The 17,336-nt window shown below is 72.1% G+C and carries 15 protein-coding genes; 4 read left to right on the top strand and 11 right to left on the bottom strand.

Annotated elements, in window-relative coordinates; all coding sequences use genetic code 11:
* Nucleotides 1-139: 139 nt before the first annotated feature.
* The 6 genes from MTR79_RS24085 to MTR79_RS24060 all read right to left on the bottom strand — a co-directional run bounded on the left by MTR79_RS24085 (nucleotide 140) and on the right by MTR79_RS24060 (nucleotide 8,060).
* On the bottom strand, nucleotides 140-952 hold the full coding sequence (locus MTR79_RS24085; protein ID WP_086699400.1) for an SURF1 family protein: 813 nt from the start codon (nucleotides 950-952) through the stop codon (nucleotides 140-142).
* Between the two features lie 86 nt (nucleotides 953-1,038).
* The gene (locus MTR79_RS24080) at nucleotides 1,039-2,022 is read right to left on the bottom strand and encodes a DEDDh family exonuclease (protein WP_244791950.1); all 984 of its coding nucleotides are present in this window, start codon (nucleotides 2,020-2,022) and stop codon (nucleotides 1,039-1,041) included.
* A 98-nt stretch (nucleotides 2,023-2,120) separates the two neighbouring features.
* The gene (locus MTR79_RS24075; protein ID WP_244793292.1) at nucleotides 2,121-3,083 is read right to left on the bottom strand and encodes a CopD family protein; all 963 of its coding nucleotides are present in this window, start codon (nucleotides 3,081-3,083) and stop codon (nucleotides 2,121-2,123) included.
* Nucleotides 3,084-3,477: 394 nt separating this feature from the next.
* A complete protein-coding gene (locus MTR79_RS24070) occupies nucleotides 3,478-4,842 on the bottom strand; it encodes a CoA transferase (protein ID WP_244791949.1) in 1,365 nt (454 codons plus the stop codon).
* A 95-nt stretch (nucleotides 4,843-4,937) separates the two neighbouring features.
* Entirely contained in the window at nucleotides 4,938-6,464 is a 1,527-nt protein-coding gene (locus tag MTR79_RS24065) for a S8 family serine peptidase (protein ID WP_244791948.1), read from the bottom strand.
* Between the two features lie 60 nt (nucleotides 6,465-6,524).
* Nucleotides 6,525-8,060, bottom strand: a complete 1,536-nt coding sequence (locus tag MTR79_RS24060; protein WP_086699393.1) for a S8 family serine peptidase — start codon at nucleotides 8,058-8,060, stop codon at nucleotides 6,525-6,527.
* 266 nt (nucleotides 8,061-8,326) lie between these two features.
* On the opposite strand from MTR79_RS24060, the gene MTR79_RS24055 reads away from it, so the two are divergent.
* The 3 genes from MTR79_RS24055 to moaA all read left to right on the top strand — a co-directional run bounded on the left by MTR79_RS24055 (nucleotide 8,327) and on the right by moaA (nucleotide 11,459).
* Nucleotides 8,327-8,683, top strand: a complete 357-nt coding sequence (locus MTR79_RS24055) for a DUF485 domain-containing protein (RefSeq protein ID WP_086699392.1) — start codon at nucleotides 8,327-8,329, stop codon at nucleotides 8,681-8,683.
* Nucleotides 8,680-10,308 (top strand): cation acetate symporter, encoded by a 1,629-nt coding sequence (locus tag MTR79_RS24050; protein WP_086699390.1) that lies wholly within the window; start codon nucleotides 8,680-8,682, stop codon nucleotides 10,306-10,308. Before MTR79_RS24055 ends, MTR79_RS24050 begins: the two co-directional genes overlap by 4 nt.
* A gap of 161 nt (nucleotides 10,309-10,469) precedes the next feature.
* Nucleotides 10,470-11,459, top strand: a complete 990-nt coding sequence (moaA, locus tag MTR79_RS24045) for a GTP 3',8-cyclase MoaA (RefSeq protein ID WP_220450302.1) — start codon at nucleotides 10,470-10,472, stop codon at nucleotides 11,457-11,459.
* A 28-nt stretch (nucleotides 11,460-11,487) separates the two neighbouring features.
* On the opposite strand, the gene MTR79_RS24040 is transcribed toward moaA, so the two are convergent.
* On the bottom strand, nucleotides 11,488-11,715 hold the full coding sequence (locus tag MTR79_RS24040) for a hypothetical protein (protein ID WP_048458521.1): 228 nt from the start codon (nucleotides 11,713-11,715) through the stop codon (nucleotides 11,488-11,490).
* 240 nt (nucleotides 11,716-11,955) lie between these two features.
* Nucleotides 11,956-12,351, bottom strand: coding sequence for a DUF3099 domain-containing protein (locus MTR79_RS24035; RefSeq protein ID WP_086699387.1), 396 nt, complete (start codon nucleotides 12,349-12,351; stop codon nucleotides 11,956-11,958).
* 202 nt (nucleotides 12,352-12,553) lie between these two features.
* On the opposite strand from MTR79_RS24035, the gene MTR79_RS24030 reads away from it, so the two are divergent.
* Complete coding sequence (locus MTR79_RS24030; protein WP_048458523.1) at nucleotides 12,554-12,838, top strand: GlsB/YeaQ/YmgE family stress response membrane protein; 285 nt, start codon at nucleotides 12,554-12,556, stop codon at nucleotides 12,836-12,838.
* A gap of 67 nt (nucleotides 12,839-12,905) precedes the next feature.
* Here MTR79_RS24030 and tyrS read toward each other — a convergent pair whose 3' ends face one another.
* The 3 genes from tyrS to MTR79_RS24015 form a co-directional block, all read right to left on the bottom strand.
* On the bottom strand, nucleotides 12,906-14,174 hold the full coding sequence (tyrS, locus tag MTR79_RS24025) for a tyrosine--tRNA ligase (protein ID WP_244791947.1): 1,269 nt from the start codon (nucleotides 14,172-14,174) through the stop codon (nucleotides 12,906-12,908).
* A 66-nt stretch (nucleotides 14,175-14,240) separates the two neighbouring features.
* Nucleotides 14,241-15,635, bottom strand: a complete 1,395-nt coding sequence (locus tag MTR79_RS24020; RefSeq protein WP_244791946.1) for a metallopeptidase TldD-related protein — start codon at nucleotides 15,633-15,635, stop codon at nucleotides 14,241-14,243.
* A complete protein-coding gene (locus MTR79_RS24015; RefSeq protein WP_086699382.1) occupies nucleotides 15,632-17,155 on the bottom strand; it encodes a TldD/PmbA family protein in 1,524 nt (507 codons plus the stop codon). Before MTR79_RS24015 ends, MTR79_RS24020 begins: the two co-directional genes overlap by 4 nt.
* Nucleotides 17,156-17,336: the final 181 nt, after the last annotated feature.

Raw genomic sequence — 17,336 nt, 5'->3', positions numbered from 1 at the left:
CCTCGGGGAAGAGTTGCGCGGACGGCCCGTCCGGATGACGGGAACCGGTCGGTTCCGTGTCCGGAACACATCGGCGGCACGCCCGACGGTGCGCCACTCTGGCACAGAACCCGGCGAACGGGGAGAACGGGGAGCGAGGTCAGACGGCCGCGGACTCGGTGCGGGCGGCGTCGGACTCCGCGGTGTCCGTGTCCCGGCCCGCGTCCGCCGTCCGCTCGCGCGCCTCGCGGCGGGCCAGCACGACCCAGCCGACCGGCACGGCCGCGGCGAACAGCCACCACTGGATCGCGTACGCGTAGTTCAGCGCCGCGTTCTCCTTGCCGGGGTTGCCGAGCTGCTGGGGGAGGCCGCTCGCGGGTTCCGGGCCGGTCTGCGCCACGTAACCGCCGAGCACGTCGGCGTCCAGCCGCTCCGCCTCCCGCTCGCTGTCGATCAGCATGATCTGCCGGTCCGGCAGGCCCTCGAGGTCCTTGATGCCGCTGGCCTCGGTCGTCTCGTCCGGCATCAGCCGGCCGGTGATCGTGGTCTCACCACGCGGCGGGGCGGGGATCTTCGGGAACTCGGTCTGGCTGGGGCCGTCGGCGGGGATCCAGCCGCGGTTGACCAGCAGCACCTTGCCGTCGTCGAGGACGAACGGGGTCATGACGTGGAAGCCGATCTCCTCGTCGGCGTTGGTGCGGCGGCGCACCACGACCTCGGCGTCCGTGTCGAAGCGGCCCGTGGCGGTCACCGTGCGGTACCGCTCGGCGCGGGTCACCGCGTGGCCGGGGGCCGCGAGCCGCTCGACGGGCACCGGGTCGGCGGCCAGTGCGTCGGTCACCAGCTGGTTACGCGCCGAGCGCTCCTCGTAGCGGTTCATCTGCCAGATGCCCAGCGCGATCATCGCGGGGACGAGAAGCAGGGCGACCAGTGTGAGGGTCACCCATTGCCGGGACAGCAGGAAGCGGTACACCCCATGAAGGTACAACCCGGGCGCGCGCCGCTCCGAGCCGGGTACGTCTCCCGCCTGCCCGGCCGAGCCCGCTCGCGCCCGGGCGGTCAGGTCTCCGAGGCGGGCTCGATGTCGGCGAGGAGCTGGCCGAAGGCGGCCTCGTCGACCACCGGCGTGCCGTACTGGCGAGCCTTGACCGTTTTCGAGGTGCCCGAGTCCGGGTCGTTGGTCACCAGGAGGCTGGTGAGCCGGGACAGGCTCGTCGCCACGTGAAGTCCCGCCTCGGTCGCCCGGTCCTCCAGGAGGTCACGCTCGGTGGACGTGTCCCCGGAGAACGCCACCCGCATGCCCTGCTTGAGACGCTTGCCCGGCTCGTACCGGCCCGGGTTGGGATAGGGGCATGCGGGTCTTTTGCGGGAGGGGCGCCAACTGGACGGCGTCCGCCCGCCGTAGGACGCCTGCTGCCCGATGCGGGGACGGTCCGACCACTCGGTGAGCGGCCGGCACTCGTGCAGCGGCAGCCGAACGCCGCCCGCCGCCGCGGCCCGCAGACTCGGCCGGAACGCCTCCGCCAGCACGCGCGCGTCGTCCAGCGCGTGGTGCGCCCGGCGCTGCACCACGCCGAAGTGCGCCGCGAGCGACTCCAGCTTGTGGTTGGGCAGCGGCAGCCTCAGCTCCTTCGACAGGGCGATCGTGCACAGCCGTTGCCTCACCGGGGCCTCGCCGCGCGCGCGGGCGTACTCGCGGGCGATCATCTGCCAGTCGAACACCGCGTTGTGCGCCACCAGCACGCGGCCCTCCAGGCGCGCCGCGAACTCCGCCGCGATGTCCTGGAACAGGGGCGCGCCCTCGAGCACCTCGCTCGTCAGCCCGTGTATCCACACCGGGCCCGGGTCGCGCTCCGGGTTGACCACCGTGTACCAGTGGTCCTCGGTCTCGCCGCGCGCGTCCAGCCGGTAGACGGCCGCGGAGATGATGCGGTCGTCCCGGGCCAGCCCCGTCGTCTCCACGTCGACGACCGCGTATCCCTGCGGATACGCGGCCGGCCACGCGGTGGGGGTGGCGGCTGCGGCGGTGAGGTCTTCGAGCATGGTTCACGAGGATACGGCCCGCTGCTGACAGGCCTGTCCGTCAGGTGCCCCGTGCGGCGCGCTTGTTCACGACGCGCGCGTGGCGGCGCGCGTGGCGGTCACCAGCGGATCGGCACCGGCAGCGCGGTCAGCAGTCCCGACACCGCGACCACCAGGGCGAGTACACCCACCTCCGCCCGTGCGGGTGAACGCGCGGTCAGCGGGTCGGCCGCGCGCGCCAGTCGCACCCGCGCCCACAGGGCGAGCGCGGACACGCCCGCCACCAGGACCACCTTGGCGAGCAGCACGCGCCCGTACGCGGTGTCCGTCAGCTGCTCCAGGACCGTCCCGGGCGGCATCCGGCGCAGTGAACTGCACACCCCTGTCGCGGTGATGGCGGCGAGCAGGACGAGCGCCACGCGCGCGTAGCGGCCCAGCAGCGCCGCGCCCGCCTCCCCGTGCCCCCACAGCCGCATCGTGCGCAGGACGTGCGGCAGGCCGCCCACCCACAGCGACGCGCACGTCAGGTGCACCAGTGTCAGTCCCGAGCCGACGAGCGGGCTGTACTCCGTCGCCGGGTGCGCGCGCAGCGCCTCGGCGACGACCACCGCCGCCAGCGGCAGGGCCTGGGTCGCGGGGCGGCGGGACGCGGAGCACAGGGCCGCCGCGAGGAAGCCGTTGACCTCCAGCAGGGCGAGCTTGCCGTCCCGCGTCTCGTACAGGCCGCCCACGTCGATGTCGGCGGGGCTGCTGGGCACGAGATTGCCGGTCGCCACGACGGACGCGAGTCCCAGCGCGGCCACGAAGCCGACGGAGTTGGCGACGGTCGACCAGCTGCGTGGCAGGGCGGGCGGGGCGCCGGGAGCCGTGCGCGCGAGCCGCACGGCGAACAGCTCACCCACGGGCACGGCCAGCGCGGCGAACAGCACGGTGCGCAGGAGGGCTATGCCCCCGGTCCCGGGCGGGTCCGCCTCCCCGGTGCCGTGCAGCGCGGGCGACGGTCCGAGCAGGGGTATCAGCGCACCGAGCACCACCAGGACGAGTACGGCCACGGCCCGCCGCCGCCCATCGGGCGCCCGCACCGCCCGGGACCGGGCCCTGGATTTCGTCAGAGTCACCCCAGGATCTTCACAAGGTCACACAGAGCAGGGCAAGTCCGGGGCGGTACGCGGACTTTGTCCGCGCACATCGACGCGTCCGCGGGCTGTGGTCGGGCGCGGGTCACACATTCCGAGCGCCCGGCGGGCGCGCTTGCGCCGCGCCGGCGGGCGCACGCCCGGTCGTGGGCCGGTTCGGAGGGGCGTCCTGTGGCGGAAGCGACGCGCGGCCGTCGGCGCGGGCCGCTCACCTGCTGCGCGACGACATCCGCCGTCCGGTACCGGGCAACCGTCCGCAGCGGGCTCGCCCGCGCCCACGCGCGGCAAGGTCACGGGGGCCGGGCGGCCGCCCGGCGACCCGCAGTTCCGCGCTTCCTTCTCACAGCCACCGCGCCGCGTCCGCCCCCCACGCCCCCGGGGGGCGCGCCCAGTCGCGGGGCCCGCCCTCGAACTCCACCGGGGACAGCGCGTACCGCAACCGTCCCAGCGGGCTGTCCCGTTCGGCGAGCCACGGTGTGGCGGGCACCTCGCCGCCGGGTACGGCCTCGCCGGAGCCGCTCGCCGTCAGTTCCTCCGCCGTCCTCGCCAGCGCCACCCGCACCAGCCTGCTGCCGCCCGCCTCCGCCTGGTCCGACAGGGCGCGCAGCACCCCCGCCGCCAGCAGGTACCCCGTGCCGTGGTCCAGCGCCTGCGCGGGCAGCGCGCCCGGACGGTCCCGCCCGCCCTCGACGCGGGCGATGCCCGTCGCCACCTGGACCAGGCTGTCGAAGCCGCGGCGCCCCGCCCACGGTCCGGTGGCGCCCCACGCCGACAGCTGTGCCACGACCACCCCCGGCCGCCGCTCGGCCAGAGCCTCCACGCTCAGCCCGAAGCGGTCCAGGGCGCCCGGCCGGTACCCGGTGACGACCACGTCCGCCCCCGCCAGCAGCTCCTCGAACCTCTCCCGGTCAGAGGCCAGGTCCAGCAGCGCCGACCGCTTCCCGAAGCCCGTGTCGGCGTGCTGGTCGGGCAGTTCGGGCAGGCGCGGCGGGTCCAGGCGCAGCACGTCCGCGCCGAGCAGGGCGAGCGTGCGGGTGGCGACCGGCCCGGCGATGACCCGGGTGAGGTCCAGCACCCGCAGTCCCGCGGCGGGCAGCAGCGGATCCCCGCCGTCCACCGCCACGAACTCCCGCGCGGGCGCCGAGTCCAGCCGTGCCCGCTCCACCAGCGGCAGCCGCGCCACCGCCGCCGCCTGCTCGTGCGCCGCCCATTCCTCGGGCGTGCGCAGGGCGACGGCCAGACCGCCGGCGGCCGTGACCGCTTCCTCCACCTCCCGCGCGGACCTCCCCGCGAGCGCCGCGGCCACCGCGTCCGGGTCCTCCGGCGTGCCCAGCGCGGAGAGCAGCCGCGCCCGGTGGTGCGGATAGTTGGCGTGGGTGCGCACCCACCCGTCCGCCGTGCGCCAGAACCGTGACAGCGGGGCGAAGCCCTCCGCGGCCCGCCCGTCGGTCCGCAGGTGACGCTCACTCACGAACGCGGTGGCCACCGCCCCGTCGTCCACCCGTACCGCCGGAATCCCGCCACCACCCGTGCGCCGTGCCGCGAGCTCGGCGGCGGCCAGCGCGCACACGCCGACGCACGCCCCCGCGAACTCCCGTACCGGCAGCCGCGAGGACAGCACACCGGGCCGCTCGACGGCGGACACCCGCGGCACGAGGGCGGGTTCCCCGCCGAGACCTGACCAGAAGGACGCGAGACGAGTCATGGCCCCACTGTGCAGCACCCGCACGTCCAGGCAGACGGAAGGGGCCGGGCGCACCCGCCCGGCCCCTTCCGGAACGCTCTACGGTACGACGACGACTACCGCGTCACCGCGTCCAGCGCGTCCGCCATGCCCCAGCCGTAGAAGCCGTTGCGGTTCTTCGGGCCCTCGCACACCGCGTCGACCTTGCCGTCGTTGTCGATGTCGTACGGCTTGGTGCAGGCGGTGGCGTCGGCCTGTGCGTACAGCAGGGCCTTCACCAGCGCCGGCGGCGCGTACGGGTGCTTCGACTTGATCAGCGCGGCAACGCCCGCGACGTGCGGGGACGCCATCGACGTACCGGCCATGTAGCCCCAGCGGCCGCCGGGCAGCGGGCCGAGGATCAGACCGCTGGTGGCGGGCGGCTCGGGGGTCTGCAAGGCCGTCGAGTCACCGCCGGGCGCGGCGATGTCGACGACCCCGCGGCCGTAGTTGGAGAACGACGACTTCAGGCCCTTCGCACCGGTCGACGCGACCGTCACCACGCCCGGGAGCTGCGTGGGGATGTCCAGGCACTCCGACGGGTCGATCTCGCGGTCCGACGGGGTGCCGTCGTTCGGCGAGACCGGGTCGGTGATCGAGTCGGACGCGAGGTCGTAGTTCTCGTTGCCCGCCGCCGCGACGTTGACCGCGCCCTCGCGCTCCGCGTACCGCGTGGCCCGGGAGACGGCCTCGACGAGCGCCTTCTGGTCCGGGTCGTTCTTGCAGTTGAAGTACCAGGGGTCGGTGTAATAGCTGTTGTTGGTGACGTCGACCCCGTGCTCGGCCGCCCACATGAAGCCGCACACCACGGCCTCGGTGTAGAAGTAGCCGTCCGGGTTGGACACCTTGATGCCGGAGACCTTCACCCCGGGGGCGACACCGGTCATGCCGACGCCGTTCTTCGCGGCGGCGATCTCACCGGCGACGTGGGTGCCGTGCGGGCTCTCGGCCGCCCCCGGACGCCAGGCGCCCTCGCTGGTGTCGGGCTTGCCCGCCACGCAGTTCACCGACGCGGCCCGGTCGAAGTTGGGCGCGATGTCGGGGTGCGTGTCGTCGACGCCCGTGTCGATGACGGCGACGGTCACCTTCGGGCTGCCCAGCGACTTCTCGTGCGCCTTGTCCGCCTTGATGGCGGGCAGGTCCCACTGGAGGTTCTGCAGCGGGTCCTGGCCGGCGGCGGCCTCCTCCGTCGCCTCGGCGACCTCGGCGGCGCTGAGCACCTTGGGGGAGCCCAGGTCCGTGGTGGCCGCCGACGGCAGGGGCGCGTTGCGGGTGGCGCCGGCCGACTGCACCCCGGGCACCTTGCGGATCGTCTTCGCGAAGTCGGCGTCCGACGCGTGGACGACGATCACGCCGATCTTCTCGTACGACGTCACGATCGTCCCGCCGGCCTTGGCGATCGCCTTCTTCACATGCGCCGGCGCACCGTGCCCGCCCCGCACGTTGACCACGTAGCTCAGGGAGGCCGCGTCCGCGGAGGGGGCCCCCTGGTGGGCGGGGGCGGCCGTGGCGGCCGTGTTCGGCAGGAACGCGAGCGCGGTCGCCAGGGCCATGCCGGCCGGGACGACCAGCGCCCGGCGGTGACGCGGGTGAGACGCTGTCATGAAGTCTCCAGTTCGTTCACTTGACGTGCTGACGGTACGGCGGGTGTGCGGGGGCCTGGCTCACTTGACGGCGCGGAGCGCGTCGACGATGCCGTGCCCGTAGAAGCCGTTGACCTGACGGCCGCCCTCGCATGTCGCGTCCTGCGTTCCGTCACCGTTCTGGTCGTACGACGCGGGACAGCCCGGGTTGTTCGCCTGCGCCTTGAGCAGCGCCTGCAGAGCCGCCGGGGGCAGCCACGGGTGCTTGGACTTCAGCAGCGCCGCGACGCCGGCCGCGTGCGGGGAGGCCATCGAGGTGCCCTGGAGCCAGGCGTACTCGCCGTTCGGCATCGTGGACAGGATGCGGCCGTTCTTCGACGGGGTGTCCGGCAGCTGGTAGCGGCTGTCGCCGCCCGGCGCGGCCACGTCGACGACACCCTTGCCGTACGAGGAGTAGTACGACTTGAGGTTCTCGGAGCCCGTCGCGCTGATCGTGACCACGCCAGGGAGCTGCGTGGGCAGGTCGAAGCACTCGCTCGGGTCGATGGTGCGCGGCACCGGAGTGGTGTCGTTGGGGCTGGACGTGTCGTCGATCGCGTCCGAGGCCAGGTCGTGGTTGGAGTTGCCCGCCGAGGCGAAGTGCAGGGTGCCCTTGCGCTGGGCGTACAGCTGGGCGCGGTTGACCGCGTCGACGATGGCCCGCTGGTCGGGGTCGTCCATGCAGTTGTACATCCACGGGTCGATGTAATAGCTGTTGTTCGTGATCTCCACGCCGTGGTCGGCGGCGAACACGAACGCGCAGACGACGGCCTCCGCGTAGAACAGCCCGTTGGCGGGGTCGGTGACGTTGATCGCCGAGACCTTCACGCCGGGCGCGACACCGGCCACGCCGACGCCGTTGCGGGCGGCGGCGATCTCACCGGCCACGTGGGTGCCGTGGTAGTCGTCCGCGGTGTAGGGCCGCCAGGCGCCCGGGGTGGTGTCCGGGGCGCCGCCGAAGCAGTTGGCGGACTGGGACGTCGAGAAGTTCGGGGCGAGGTCCGGGTGGGTGTCGTCGACGCCGGTGTCGATGACGGCGACCGTGACGTTCCTGCTGCCCGGGTTGATCTTCGCGGCCTTGTCGGCGCCGATGGCGCGCAGGTCCCACTGGTCGGCCTCGAGCGGCTCACTGCCCGGCGTCTTCGCCGACGCGGCCTTCAGCTTCGCGGCGTCGGCGGCCGTCAGGTACTCGGCGGATCCGGCGTCCGTGGTCCCGGCGGGGGCCAGCGGGGCGGTGCGGGTGGCGCCGGCCGACTGCACGCCGGGCACCTCGCGGAGAGTCTTCGCGAAGTCGCCGTTCGCGGAACGGACGACGATGACGCCGATCTTCTCGTACGCGATGACGATCTCGCCGTCCGCCGCGGCGATCGCCCGCTTCACCTTGGCGATCGTGCGGTGGTCCGCCTTGGTGTTGACGACGTACGCCAGGACGGGCGCGTCCGCCGCCTGCTGCTCCGCGGCCGTGGCCGTGGCCGGTGCGGCGGAGGCCGCCGCGGGCAGGAAGCCGAGCGAGGCGGTCAGCGACAGCACGACGGGAACGGCGAGGGCGAGCCGGCGTCTGGAACGCAGATGAGCCATGGGGTCTCCACATCATCCGGAAACGAAACCGGCCCGAGGCAGGGGTGGCTGCCCGGGCAGGTACATGACGGGTGGTGCAGGGTGAAGCTATCCCGCCCGTCCGCTGGCCAGCAATGATTTGCGTGCAACGTCTTCGGAAAACGTCCACGGAAAAGAACCGAACCGAGTTGAACCGGTCCTCGCGTGGCGCCGTGCCCTTGGGCAGGAAGCGCGAGGACACTCGCCTTCGTCGACGCAAGAACCGACCCGCAACGCGAGGAGACTCCGTGGCCGCCGAAGCACCGCCCCCCTCGACAGAGAAAGCCAAACTCCCCACGCCGGAGGAGTTCACCGAGGTTCAGGAGAGCGCTGAGTTCGGTGAACTACGCCGCTCCTACCGTTCGTTCGCCTTCCCGCTGACCATCGGCTTCATCGTCTGGTACCTGCTGTACGTGCTGCTGTCCAACTACGCGGGCGACTTCATGGGCGCCAAGCTCGTCGGCAACATCAACGTCGCCTTCGTCTTCGGCGTGCTGCAGTTCGTCAGCACCTTCCTCATCGCCTGGTGGTACTCCAAGCACGCCGCCGCCAAGCTCGACCCCAAGGCCGAGGCCATCAAGACCCGTATGGAGGGCGGCGCATGAGCCCCGCGATCACCCATGTCACCCTCGCCGCGAACGAGGCCAGCGAGCACCGGCCGCTGATCATCACGCTGTTCGCGCTGTTCGTGGTCGCCACCCTCGGCATCACCGTGTGGGCCGGCCGGCAGACCAAGGACGCCGCCGACTTCTACGCGGGCGGACGGCAGTTCAGCGCCTTCCAGAACGGACTCGCCGTCTCCGGCGACTACATGTCCGCCGCGTCCTTCCTCGGCATCGCCGGCGCCATCGCCCTCTTCGGCTACGACGGCTTCCTCTACTCCATCGGCTTCCTGGTCGCCTGGCTCGTCGCCCTGCTGCTCGTCGCCGAGCCGCTGCGCAACTCCGGCCGCTACACGATGGGCGACGTCCTCGCCTACCGCATGCGCCAGCGCCCGGTCCGCACCGCCGCCGGCACCTCCACGATCGTCGTGTCGATCTTCTACCTGCTGGCCCAGATGGCGGGCGCGGGCGTGCTCGTCTCCCTGCTGCTCGGCATCACCTCCGACGCCGGCAAGATCCTCATCGTCGCCCTCGTCGGCGTCCTGATGATCGTGTACGTCTCCATCGGCGGCATGAAGGGAACCACCTGGGTGCAGATGGTCAAGGCCGTGCTGCTCATCGGCGGCACGATCCTCATCACCTTCCTGGTGCTGCTGAAGTTCAACTTCAACATCTCCGATTTGCTGGGCAAGGCCGCCGAGAACAGCGGCAAGGGCGACGCCTTCCTGGAGCCCGGCCTCCAGTACGGCGCCGACAACATCAGCAAGCTGGACTTCCTCTCCCTGGGCATCGCCCTGGTGCTCGGCACCGCCGGCCTGCCGCACATCCTGATCCGCTTCTACACGGTGCCGAACGCCAAGGCCGCCCGTAAGTCCGTGAACTGGGCCATCGGCATCATCGGCGGCTTCTACCTGATGACCATCGCGCTCGGCTTCGGCGCGGCGGCACTCATCTCGCAGGACGAGATCATCGAGTCCAATCCGTCCGGCAACACGGCGGCGCCACTGCTCGCCCTGCACATCGGCGGCGTCGACTCGGCCTGGGGCGCGATCCTGCTCGCCACCATCTCGGCGGTCGCGTTCGCCACCATCCTCGCCGTGGTCGCCGGACTCACGCTGGCCTCGTCCTCCTCCTTCGCGCACGACATCTACGCCAACGTCATCCGCAAGGGCAAGGCCACCGACAAGGAGGAGATGAGGGCGGCCCGCTGGGCGACCGTCCTCATCGGCGTCGTCTCCATCGCGCTCGGCGCCCTCGCCCGCGACCTGAACGTCGCCGGCCTGGTCGCCCTGGCCTTCGCCGTCGCCGCCTCGGCCAACCTGCCGACCATCCTCTACAGCCTGTTCTGGAAGCGGTTCACCACCCAGGGCGCGCTGTGGTCGATCTACGGCGGTCTGATCGTCGCCGTCGGCCTGGTGCTCTTCTCGCCGGTCGTCTCCGGCGACCCGAAGGCGATGTTCCCGGACGTCGACTTCGCCTGGTTCCCGCTGAAGAACCCGGGCATCATCTCCATCCCGTTCGGCTTCCTGATGGGCTGGCTCGGCACCGTCCTCTCCAAGGAGGAGCCCGACGTCAAGAAGTACGCGGAGCTGGAGGTCCGGTCCCTCACCGGCACCGGCGCCCACTGACGGACACCGCGAGCGACGGCCGCGTCGTACGGACCCTCGTAGGTCCCTACGACGCGGCCGTCGGCATCTCGTCGCATCACGTCGCTGGGTGATGTCGGCGGCGTCACGTACGCTCGCAGGTACCGGACATCGAGAGATCGGCGTACAGGGAGGGGCCCCACGTGCTCATCGACACCTACGGCCGAGTGGCGACCGACCTGCGGGTCTCGCTCACCGACCGGTGCAACCTGCGCTGCACGTACTGCATGCCCGAAGAGGGCCTGCAGTGGCTCGCCAAGCCCGATCTGCTCACCGACGACGAGATCGTCCGGCTGATCGACATCGCGGTCACCTCCCTGGGCATCGAGGAGGTGCGCTTCACCGGCGGTGAGCCCCTGCTCCGCCCCGGCCTGGTCGGCATCGTGGAGCGCGTGGCCGCCCTCGAACCCCGCCCGCAGATGTCCCTCACCACCAACGGCATCGGGCTGCGCCGCACCGCCGACGCGCTCAAGGCGGCCGGCCTCGACCGGGTCAACGTCTCCCTCGACACGCTCCGCCCCGACGTCTTCAAGACCCTCACCCGCCGCGACCGCCACCGGGACGTCCTGGACGGCCTGTACGCGGCCCGCGAGGCCGGTCTGACGCCCGTGAAGGTCAACTCGGTCCTGATGCCGGGGCTCAACGACGACGAGGCCCCCGACCTGCTCGCCTGGGCCGTGGAGCACGACTACGAGCTGCGGTTCATCGAGCAGATGCCGCTGGACGCCCAGCACGGCTGGAAGCGCGACGGCATGATCACCGCGGGGGATATCCTCGCCTCCCTGCGCACCCGCTTCGAGCTGACCCCCGAGGGCGAGGAGAAGCGCGGCTCCGCCCCCGCCGAGCGCTGGCTGGTCGACGGCGGCCCGCACCGGGTGGGCGTCATCGCCTCCGTCACCCGGCCCTTCTGCGCCGCCTGCGACCGCACCCGCCTCACCGCCGACGGACAGGTCCGTACCTGTCTGTTCGCCACCGAGGAGACCGACCTGCGCGCGGCCCTGCGCTCCGGCGCGGGCGACGAGGAGATCGCCCGCATCTGGAAGCTCGCCATGTGGGGCAAGAAGGCGGGCGCGGGCCTGGACGACCCGTCCTTCGTCCAGCCGGACCGTCCGATGTCCGCCATCGGCGGCTGAGGGGCCACGACACCCCCGCCGGAAGGGCTCAGGCCCCCTCCGGGGCCTCCCACTCCTCGAAGCGCACGACGTCCTTCAGGAAGCCGCGCACGCCGAGGAACTGCGCCAGGTGCTCCCGGTGCTCCTCGCAGGCCAGCCACGTCTTGCGCCGCCGAGGCGTGTGGATCTTCGGGTTGTTCCAGGCCAGCACCCACTCGGCGGGGGCGCGGCAGCCCTTCGCGGAGCAGATGGGCGTCTCGGGGTCAGGGTTGATCACCGTCCGACCCTAACGCGTGCGCGGGAGGGAACCGCCCCGGCAAAAGGCGACGCCGAGCAGCCACGGGGGGAGCTGCCCGGCGTCGGTCCGTCGCTCCGACGGGGGATGCGGAGCGCGTACGAAGTATGTCACGGGTCACCCCGCCCCCGGCACCGGAAGAACATGATTGATCTGAGGATTCTTCGAGGTTGACCGGGAAGTTACTTCCGCTCCCGGCGGCCCGCGCTCACGTCCCGCTGCTCAGGGGCGTCCCGGATCCTCGGATCGTGCGCCCGGCGCCGTCGGCGACGCCACTTCTTCCGCATCGGGTTCCGCGGAACCGTCATTCGTCCGCGGCGGTGCGATCATCTGCCTCATCGGCGTCGTCACGAAGGTCGACGGCAGGGACGGCGCATTCTCCCGCCCCGCGTTGGCGATCACCACCGCGACGTACGGCAGGATCGCCCCGAGCACCAGCGCCACGATCGCGACATGCCGCTCCACGTTCCACAGGGTGGCCGCCAGGATGACCGAGATCGTGCGAACGACCATCGAGATCACGTACCGGCGCTGCCGCCCCCGCACGTCCTCCTGGAGGCCCGCCCGGGCGCCCGTGATCCGGAACACCTGAGCGCCGCCGCCACGCTGCTTCCGCATCACATTCCACCATCCGCCCGCATCGGACCCTTCCGGACAAGGCCAACGTTACGCCGCGTCCCGCGCCCCCACGAGGGCGGGTCGCCCGCTCCGCGCCGGCCCGGCTGCGCCGTACCGCGTACGGCATGTCCGACATGCGGCGTACCGCGACCGGGCCGACACTTGCCGTGATGCTCGCGTCAAGTCGTACGAGGAGGCAGTCATGGGCTGGTTGTGGGCGATCATCGTGGGATTCGTGCTCGGCCTGCTGGCCAAGGCGGTGATCCCCGGCAAGCAGCACATCCCGCTCTGGCTCGCCACCATCTGCGGCATGATCGGCGCCGTCGTCGGCAACGCCATCGCGCGCGGCTTCGGCATCGAGGAGACCCGCGGCATCGACTGGGGGCGGCACATCTTCCAGCTCGGCGCGGCCATCGTCGTCGTGCTGCTCGCGGAGATGATCTACAACTCGATACAGCGCAGGAGCGACGAGCGCCGGCGGGCCTGACCGGCCTCTCGGACACGGCGGAGGGGCGGGCCCCGCACGGAGCCCGCCCCTCACGCACACCGCCGGTTCAGCCGGCCGCGACCTCCACGGCCGCCAGGTTCTTCTTGCCGCGGCGCAGCACCAGCCAGCGCCCGTGCAGCAGGTCCTCCTTCGCGGGGACGGCGTCCTCGGCGGCGACCTTGACGTTGTTCACGTAGGCGCCGCCCTCCTTCACCGTGCGCCGCGCGGCGGACTTGCTGGGCGCCAGGCCGACCTCGGCGAACAGGTCCACCACCGGACCCAGCTCGGCCACCTTCACGTGCGGCACCTCGGAGAGCGCCGCCGCCAGCGTGCGCTCGTCCAGCTCACCCAGCTCGCCCTGGCCGAACAGGGCCTTCGACGCGGCGATCACGGCGGCCGTCTGGTCGGCGCCGTGCACCAGCGTCGTCAGCTCCTCCGCCAGCGCGCGCTGTGCGGCACGCGCCTGCGGACGCTCCTCCGTCTGCCGCTCCAGCTCCTCCAGCTCCTCGCGGGACTTGAAGGAAAGGATCCGCATGTAGCCCGAGATGTCCCGGTCGTCCACGTTCAGCCAGAACTGGTAGAACGCGTACGGCGTGGTCATCTCCGGGTCCAGCCAGACGGCGCCGCCTTCGGTCTTGCCGAACTTGGTGCCGTCCGCCTTCGTCATCAGCGGGGTCGCGTAGGCGTGGACCGTGGCGTCCGGCTCCAGCCGGTGCAGCAGGTCGAGGCCGGCCGTGAGGTTGCCCCACTGGTCGCTGCCGCCCTGCTGAAGGGTGCAGCCGTAGCGGCGGTACAGCTGGAGGAAGTCCATCGCCTGGAGCAGCTGGTAGCTGAACTCCGTGTAGCTGATGCCCTCGGAGGACTCCAGGCGCCGGGCGACCGAGTCCTTCGTCAGCATCTTGTTGACGCGGAAATGCTTGCCGATGTCCCGCAGGAACTCGATCGCGGACAGGTTCGCCGTCCAGTCGAGGTTGTTGACCATCACGGCCGCGTTCTCGCCCTCGAAGGACAGGAACGGCTCGATCTGGCGGCGCAGCCGCTCCACCCAGCCCGCGACCGTCTCCGGCGAGTTCAGCGTGCGCTCGGCCGTCGGCCGCGGGTCACCGATCTGCCCGGTTGCGCCGCCCACCAGCGCCAGCGGCCGGTGACCGGCCTGCTGGAGCCGGCGCACGGTGAGCACCTGCACCAGGTGCCCCACGTGCAGTGACGGCGCGGTCGGGTCGAAGCCGCAATAGAACGTGACGGGACCGTCCGCGAGCGCCTTGCGCAAAGCGTCCTCGTCAGTGGACTGGGCGAACAGCCCGCGCCACTTCAGCTCGTCGACGATGTCCGTCACGGTTCTCGTGTCTCCTCGGTGATCTGCGGCCGTACGGGCGACGGCCTGCTGCGAACGCCTACGAGGTTATACGCCCCGGCTGACCGAGCTCATATTGAAATCGGGGATGCGCAGCGCGGGCATCGCGGCCCGGGTGAACCAGTCGCTCCACTCCCGGGGCAGCGTCTTCTCCGTGCGGCCCGCCTCGGCCGCCCGGCCCAGCAGGTCCACCGGCGACTCGTTGAACCGGAAGTTGTTCACCTCGCCGGTGACCTCGCCGTTCTCCACCAGATAGACACCGTCCCTGGTCAGCCCGGTGAGCAGCAGCGTCGCCGGGTCCACCTCGCGGATGTACCACAGGCAGGTCAGCAGCAGCCCCCGCTCGGTGGCCGCCACCATCTCCTCCAGCGACCGGTCCTCGCCGCCGTCCAGGATCAGGTTGTCGACGGCCGGCGCGGCCGGCAGGCCGGTGAGGCCCGCGCTGTGCCGGCTGGTGGTCAGCCGGTGCAGCTCGCCCTCGCGTACCCAGTCCGTCGCCGACAGCGGCAGCCCGTTGTCGAACACCGACTGGTCGCCGCCGGAGGAGTGCGCGATCACGAAGGGCGCCGACTCAAGACCCGGCTCGTCCGGGTCGCTGCGCAGCGTCAGCGGCAGCTCGGTCAGCCGCTCGCCGACGCGGGTGCCGCCGCCCGGCTTGGAGAACACCGTGCGGCCCTCCGCCGCGTCCCGGCCCGACGCCGACCACAGCTGGTAGATCAGCAGGTCCGCCACAGCGGTCGGCGGCAGCAGCGTCTCGTAGCGGCCCGCCGGCAGCTCCAGCCGCCGCTCCGCCCAGCCGAGGCGTACGGCCAGCTCGGCGTCCAGCGCGGCCGGGTCGACGTCCTTGAAGTCGCGGGTGGAGCGGCCCGCCCACGCCGACCGGGTGCGGTCCGGCGACTTGGCGTTGATCTCCAGGGTCCCGTTCGGCTGGTCGTGCCGCAGCCGCAGCCCCGTCGACGTGCCCAGGTAGGTGGAGACCAGCTCGTGGTGGGCGAAGCCGTACAGCTCCCGGCCGCCGGCCCGGGCCCGGGCGAACGCCTCGCCCAGCGCCGGGGCGAAGTCGGCGAACACCGCGGAGGTCGTCTCGCCCGGCGCCTCGGTGAACTCGGGGGACGGGGCCACGCCCGTCACGAGCGGCTGGGCGTCCTCGGCCGGACCGGCGCCGCGCGCGGCGGCCTCGGCGGCCCGCACCAGCGGCTCCAGCTCGTCCACGGTCACGGCGGACCGTGACACCACCCCGGAGGCCGTCCCCTGGGCGCCGTCCACCGTGGCGACCACGGTGAGGGTGCGCCCGCGGGTGACCCCGTTGGTGGTGAGCGCGTTGCCCGCCCAGCGGAGGTTGGCGGACGAGTGCTCGTCGGCGATGACGACACAGCCGTCGGACCGGGACAGCTCCAGCGCCCGCTCGACGATCTCGTGCGGCTTGGTGATGCGCGCGCTCATCGCCCGGCCTCCTGCGTGGTGTTCAAGATGTTGACTCCCTTGAAGAGGGCGGACGGGCAGCCGTGGGAGACCGCCGCGACCTGGCCCGGCTGGGCCTTGCCGCAGTTGAAGGCGCCGCCCAGCACGTACGTCTGCGGACCGCCGACGGCGGCCATGGAACCCCAGAAGTCGGTGGTCGTGGCCTGGTAGGCGACGTCCCGGAGCTGCCCGGCGAGCCGCCCGTTCTCGATCCGGTAGAACCGCTGACCGGTGAACTGGAAGTTGTAGCGCTGCATGTCGATCGACCAGGACCGGTCGCCGACCACGTAGATGCCCCGGTCGACCCCGCCGATCAGGTCCTCGGTGGACATCCCCGCCGGATCCGGCCGCAGCGACACGTTGGCCATGCGCTGCACCGGCACATGGCCGGGGGAGTCGGCGAACGCGCACCCGTTGGACCGCTCGAAGCCGGTGAGCTTCGCGATCCGCCGGTCCAGCTGATAGCCGACCAGCGTGCCGTCCTTCACCAGGTCCCAGGACTGCGCCTCGACGCCCTCGTCGTCGTAGCCGACGGTCGCCAGACCGTGCTCGGCGGTGCGGTCGCCGGTGACGTTCATCAGCTCGGAGCCGTACCTCAGCTTGCCGAGCTGGTCGAAGGTGGCGAACGAGGTGCCGGCGTAGGCGGCCTCGTAGCCGAGGGCGCGGTCCAGCTCGGTGGCGTGCCCGATGGACTCGTGGATGGTGAGCCACAGGTTGGACGGGTCCACCACCAGGTCGTACAGCCCCGGCTCGACGCTCGGCGCGCGCATCTTCTCGGCGAGCAGCTCGGGGATCCGCGCCAGCTCGTCGTCCCAGTCCCAGCCGGTGCCCGTCAGGTACTCCCAGCCGCGGCCGACCGGTGGCGCGAGCGTGCGCATCGAGTCGAACTCGCCGCTGGACTCGTCGACGGAGACCGCCGTCAGCACCGGGTGCAGCCGGACGCGCTGCTGCGTGGTCACGGTCCCGGCGGTGTCCGCGTAGAACTTGTTCTCGTGCACGGTGAGCAGCGAGGCGTCCACGTGGTCCACGCCGTTCGCCGCGAGGAGCCGCCCGCTCCACTCGGCCAGCAGCCCGGCCTTCTCCTCGTCGGGCACGGTGAACGGGTCGGTCTCGTACGACGACACCCAGGTCTTCTCGGAGTGCACCGGCTCGTCGGCCAGTTCCACCCTCTCCTCCGACCCGGCCGCCTTGATCACCTGCGCGGACAGCTTCGCCATGGCCACCGCCCGGGAGGCCACCTTCGCGGCGGCGTCGAGGGTGAGGTCCACCCCGGACGCGAAGCCCCAGGTGCCGCCGTGCACCACCCGCACCGCGTACCCGAGGTCGGTGGTGTCCGACGAACCGGCGGGCCTGGCGTCCCTCAGCCGCCAGGAGGCGCTGCGCACCCGCTCCAGACGGAAGTCGGCGTGCTCCGCCCCGAGCGCCCGCGCCCGGGCGAGCGCGGCGTCGGCGAGGGCGCGTAGCGGCAGGGCTGTGAAGGCTTCGTCAATGCTATGAGACACCTACGTCTCTTCCTGTCGGGTTCGAATCGTTCGGTTGTCGCTGCGTCGAGTTGGCGCTGCGGCGCATCATGTCGCGCCGGGCCGGACCGGGACCACAACTTTGCGGCGAGCCCCGCCGTATTGGTGTCACCGGGCGGGTGACCGCCGTCGCCCGGCCGGGTCCTTTCTGTAGGGACCCGAC

This window comes from Streptomyces sp. BJ20, from assembly GCF_022869105.1.
GTDB classification, from domain to species: domain Bacteria; phylum Actinomycetota; class Actinomycetes; order Streptomycetales; family Streptomycetaceae; genus Streptomyces; species Streptomyces griseoincarnatus.
The sequence above is the reverse complement of the archived record's forward strand: the minus strand, read 5'-3'. Positions and strand labels throughout refer to the sequence as shown.

What these genes read in the sequence shown, in the direction of transcription:
- MTR79_RS24080 (WP_244791950.1), bottom strand. Translation starts at nt 2,022, where the DNA reads ATGCTCGAAGACCTCACCGCCGCAGCCGCCACCCCCACCGCGTGGCCG.
- MTR79_RS24070 (WP_244791949.1), bottom strand. Translation starts at nt 4,842, where the DNA reads ATGACTCGTCTCGCGTCCTTCTGGTCAGGTCTCGGCGGGGAACCCGCC.
- MTR79_RS24065 (WP_244791948.1), bottom strand. Translation starts at nt 6,464, where the DNA reads ATGACAGCGTCTCACCCGCGTCACCGCCGGGCGCTGGTCGTCCCGGCC.
- MTR79_RS24060 (WP_086699393.1), bottom strand. Translation starts at nt 8,060, where the DNA reads ATGGCTCATCTGCGTTCCAGACGCCGGCTCGCCCTCGCCGTTCCCGTC.
- MTR79_RS24050 (WP_086699390.1), top strand. Translation starts at nt 8,680, where the DNA reads ATGAGCCCCGCGATCACCCATGTCACCCTCGCCGCGAACGAGGCCAGC.
- MTR79_RS24035 (WP_086699387.1), bottom strand. Translation starts at nt 12,351, where the DNA reads ATGCGGAAGCAGCGTGGCGGCGGCGCTCAGGTGTTCCGGATCACGGGC.
- MTR79_RS24030 (WP_048458523.1), top strand. Translation starts at nt 12,554, where the DNA reads ATGGGCTGGTTGTGGGCGATCATCGTGGGATTCGTGCTCGGCCTGCTG.
- MTR79_RS24020 (WP_244791946.1), bottom strand. Translation starts at nt 15,635, where the DNA reads ATGAGCGCGCGCATCACCAAGCCGCACGAGATCGTCGAGCGGGCGCTG.